The following is a 3,596-nucleotide window of genomic DNA, read 5'->3' as shown; positions in this document are numbered from 1 at the left end:
CTTCAGGGGAGTAGCTATTGGATTTCTTCATGCCTCATTCTCTCAAGAGTTGAGGCCTCCACGAAACCCGGTGTGATTCACCCGGTTTTCGTCACTGATCTGGATGAATGCGGCTTCAATCTCGGCACAATCACCGCGGTCAAGGCAGCCTGCAGCCTTCTCCTCGAGTTCCTCGACGTTGGCGTGATTCAGGAAGTTGTACTGGGTGGCGTTACGCGTGACCCAGGCGGCCGTTTCCAGATGGCTGCCATTGAAGAAAAGTGAAGTGAAGAAAAGGGGACAGATTTATTTAGAAGAAAAGGGGACAGATTTATTTTATGAGCCTAGCCTTCTTCGGGCGTCCTTGACCCCTCATTTCATGCCGGGCACCCGTAATCTGCTCTATCTCATCCACAAAACGCGCACCTCCTGTCAACTGGCTCCGGTTCAGAGCGTCGCGGATCAACCTCAACTCACTTTCAGGAATTCCTGCATTTACAAACTGCTCGTAGCGTTCCCGCCGTTCAATATCAGTCGGAGAAGAATTTTCCGATAAAACCAAGGTTTAATAAAAAAATACCGCACAAAAACAAACAAGGGATATCACAGCCCCCACTCTTCTCTCGGCAATACCAGCATCCGCCCCAATCACACCACCAAGAAACATATTTTGACCAACAACATATTGATACAGACTTCTTCCAAAAAACAAATGAAGCAAAATTACAAAAACAAAATCATGCATGCTGCCAATATATCTAAAAGCATTCAGCAAAGACAAAAAAACCAGCATGAAAAGCACATGAAATTTAAGCCTTCTGATCCCACCCTCAAAAACAGGCATAAAATTTACTCCAAAACTCGTTCAAGAAGCACACCCCATCCATCTACAAAATTTATCGAGTTATTAATCCTGTTTGCAGCCTCTATCGAAAGCCCTCTCGAAACAGAGTAACGAACAAAACCTTCACCTATAGCAGCAGAAGACAAGCCAACACCAATATCTTCGCTTAAATAGCTTGAAAGCAGCCCCAACCCTGTTGAACCAAAGGAAGCAGTAGCTACCACGCTTGAAGGGCCAACAGCCCCAGCCAACGCTATAGCCTTAGCCGTTCGATCAATATAATCAGCATCAGCAGCCCTGATCCAACTCAACGTCGCCGGATCGGAAAAATCAATATTCGCACCAACAAAAATACACTCGGCGCCCCCGCACTGATGAAAACGCGGATGATGTACTACTCCATCCACTACCACAGGTACACGATACCCCCCGTTCTCATCCAGCGCATAGCCGGTCAACCGGTCACGCTCAGCGCCAGATGCCACCCCATCCCAATCCTGTTTCACGTAACGATCAAACCCGGTTTCGGCGTAATGTGACCATTCATAAAGATCAATATTTGATTTAATATACGCGATCACTTCAGGATTGGCCTTGCCATATACCTGCACAAAATGGCTATCACCCAACGGCACCCAGTTACCACCTGGATCATAAATACCATCCTGCGTGGCAACAATATCCGTAGCGGAATGGATTTCCGTCCCCCTGATACCTGCCAATCGCATTTGCTCTTCAATTTCTTCCTGAGTGTATTTACCTTCACTGGCTTCAGCCAGACGTTTTGCGAGTTCACGCTCGCTGGGATGCAACTGCCTGTTATACGCCGTGGCATTCTTTGCCAGCTCCGCTGCCTTGGCATAATCACCCCCGGTGACTGTGGCGGCGGCGATGCCGATCAACTGCGACACCGCCAGTTCCAGTGACTTGTCACCCTTGATAACACCCGACAGTTGCTCAATCAGCGCTTCGTTGGCCCCGGCCGCCAGGGCACCCGTCGCGAAGTCGCCGCCGGTGGCTTCGCTGAGCATGCCGCCCACCAGGGCATGCAGGGCAACTTTGCCTGCAGTGCCATCCTCCAGATTGGTGGCCTGCGCGTAATCTCCCACGGCATTGAATACACTGGCTTGCAGCAGGTGCTGCAACTGGCTGGTCAGGGCCGCCTGCAGGTTGTCCTCAAGGCTGCCCCCAAGCAGGGCAAGTTTGCGCCATCGCCTGGGCGCCGCCCTGAGCCCCAAGGTAGGCGCCAAACTGCATCAGTTCGGCGGGCTTGCTCAGATCAAAGCCCTTGGTGACGTGGTTGATGTTGTCGCCGGTAACACCAAAGGCCTGATCCAAAACGCCTGTGGTGAAGCCGGCGGTCACGCCTGACACGACATAGCCTTTCAAGGCGTCGCTGGAGGTGATGTCCTTCAGTACTGCGCCGATATCGCCGCGGTTATTGATCGTGCTGATCGCGGCGCCACTGGCGGCCGAGGTCAACGCCGAGGTAATCGCCACATTTGCCCAGCCTGCACTGGCGGTTCCGACGGCGGTGCCGGCACTGACCATGGCGGCCGATCCTCCTGCTGACAGGGCTGCGCCGCTACCCGCACCGGCACCACTCAAACTGCCGACAAATGAGCTCGCCGCACCCGCAGTAAAGTAGGCCACGGCAATGGCAATCACCATGGCCGCCGGACCACTCAGCCCGGAGTGGCTGTAGCTAAAGCTGTCGTGAATTTCCTTGACCAGCCGCCCGGGTCCATCACCCCTTCAAAGGCGATGCTGCCGCCACTGCTGAGGGTCAGGTCTTCGCCGCTTTGCAGGTTCGCCGCCTGGTAGGTCTGATTGCTGCCGCTGATCAGCGCCAGATCGCCACCGCTGGTGATGTCGGTTCCTTGCTGGGTAACCCGGGTGACCTGGTCGCTGCGGAAGGATTTAAGGCCGAACGAGCCCTTTTCCTTTTTCTCGTAGAAGCTGTGGTCCAGGTCTTCCGCTGCCAGCAGGGCCAGCTGGTTGCTGGCAATCAGGTAGGCTTGCTGGGTGGCTTCGATGCGGCTGGCGACGGCGACCAGATCACTGCCGGCAATCAGGGTGATGTCGCCGCCCGACACGAGCTCGGCACCCTGTTGCTCGATAATGCTGTTTATGACCAACCATATCCACCTACTTGCTACGCCCACCGGCCCTGACAGCATCTGCTTAATGATGCAGGCACTGGGACGACGCTATGTCCGCTACTTCAACAGTCGCCACCGACGCACCGGCACATTGTGGGAAGGTCGCTATAAGTCCTGCCTGGTTGATTCCGACGGCTACCTACTCCACTGCCAGCGCTATATAGAACTGAATCCCGTGCGAGCTGCCATGGTGGCCGCCCCCGGCGACTACCGCTGGAGCAGCTACCGAACCAATGCGTTTGGCAAAGCGTCGCGACTGGTTTCGCCCCATGCACTTTATCAAAAACTGGGCAGCACCCCAGCAGAGCTGCCAGTCTGCCTATCGCGAGCTGTTCAAAGAAGTCCTTGAAGACGGCCTGGTCGAAGCAATACGAACCAGCACACTCAGCGGGCTGCCTATGGGCAATGACAAGTTCAAACGCGAAATTGAGGTGCTGACTGGGCAATCAGCAAGTCCCGGCAAGCCAGGCCGACCAACAAAAAATCAGAAGAATTGAGTTAATGTTCATCTGACCCGAATGGCACTAAGTTAAGCTGCTTTTGCACTGATTTTCAGCCCCAAATCGAGGCTCCAAATGCGATAATAATGCATGCAAAACAAGACCTTATTT

The 3,596-nt window shown here is 53.9% G+C and carries 7 protein-coding genes and 1 pseudogene; 3 read left to right on the top strand and 5 right to left on the bottom strand.

Annotated features, from left to right (window positions below; translation table 11 throughout):
* A partial coding sequence (locus tag BMZ23_RS14625; protein WP_218143625.1) for a hypothetical protein occupies window positions 1-264 on the top strand: 264 nt, incomplete at its 5' end.
* 46 nt (window positions 265-310) lie between these two features.
* Here the strand turns inward: BMZ23_RS14625 and BMZ23_RS15250 are convergent.
* The 5 genes and pseudogenes from BMZ23_RS15250 to BMZ23_RS14610 form a co-directional block, all read right to left on the bottom strand.
* Window positions 311-505, bottom strand: a pseudogene (locus tag BMZ23_RS15250) (transposase); the annotation flags it as partial.
* A gap of 39 nt (window positions 506-544) precedes the next feature.
* A complete protein-coding gene (locus BMZ23_RS14915) occupies window positions 545-823 on the bottom strand; it encodes a hypothetical protein (protein WP_143069625.1) in 279 nt (92 codons plus the stop codon).
* A 5-nt stretch (window positions 824-828) separates the two neighbouring features.
* Window positions 829-1,968 carry a DUF637 domain-containing protein gene (locus BMZ23_RS14620; RefSeq protein WP_281242344.1) on the bottom strand — a complete coding sequence of 380 codons (1,140 nt, stop codon included), beginning with the start codon at window positions 1,966-1,968 and terminating at the stop codon, window positions 829-831.
* A 31-nt stretch (window positions 1,969-1,999) separates the two neighbouring features.
* Window positions 2,000-2,374, bottom strand: coding sequence for a DUF637 domain-containing protein (locus BMZ23_RS15330; protein ID WP_143069624.1), 375 nt, complete (start codon window positions 2,372-2,374; stop codon window positions 2,000-2,002).
* A gap of 134 nt (window positions 2,375-2,508) precedes the next feature.
* Entirely contained in the window at window positions 2,509-2,961 is a 453-nt protein-coding gene (locus BMZ23_RS14610) for a hemagglutinin repeat-containing protein (RefSeq protein ID WP_177197311.1), read from the bottom strand.
* Here BMZ23_RS14610 and BMZ23_RS14605 point away from each other — a divergent pair.
* Together BMZ23_RS14605 and BMZ23_RS14910 are read left to right on the top strand one after the other, a co-directional pair.
* Complete coding sequence (locus BMZ23_RS14605) at window positions 2,858-3,334, top strand: transposase (RefSeq protein ID WP_093479039.1); 477 nt, start codon at window positions 2,858-2,860, stop codon at window positions 3,332-3,334. The two genes, BMZ23_RS14610 and BMZ23_RS14605, sit on opposite strands and share 104 nt — an antisense overlap.
* On the top strand, window positions 3,255-3,482 hold the full coding sequence (locus BMZ23_RS14910; RefSeq protein WP_143069622.1) for a hypothetical protein: 228 nt from the start codon (window positions 3,255-3,257) through the stop codon (window positions 3,480-3,482). Before BMZ23_RS14605 ends, BMZ23_RS14910 begins: the two co-directional genes overlap by 80 nt.
* Window positions 3,483-3,596: the final 114 nt, after the last annotated feature.

Source organism: Halopseudomonas yangmingensis (assembly GCF_900114825.1).
Taxonomy (GTDB): Bacteria; Pseudomonadota; Gammaproteobacteria; order Pseudomonadales; family Pseudomonadaceae; genus Halopseudomonas; species Halopseudomonas yangmingensis.
Note: the sequence above shows the minus strand (reverse complement) of the source record. Positions and strands in the feature narration are given on the sequence as shown.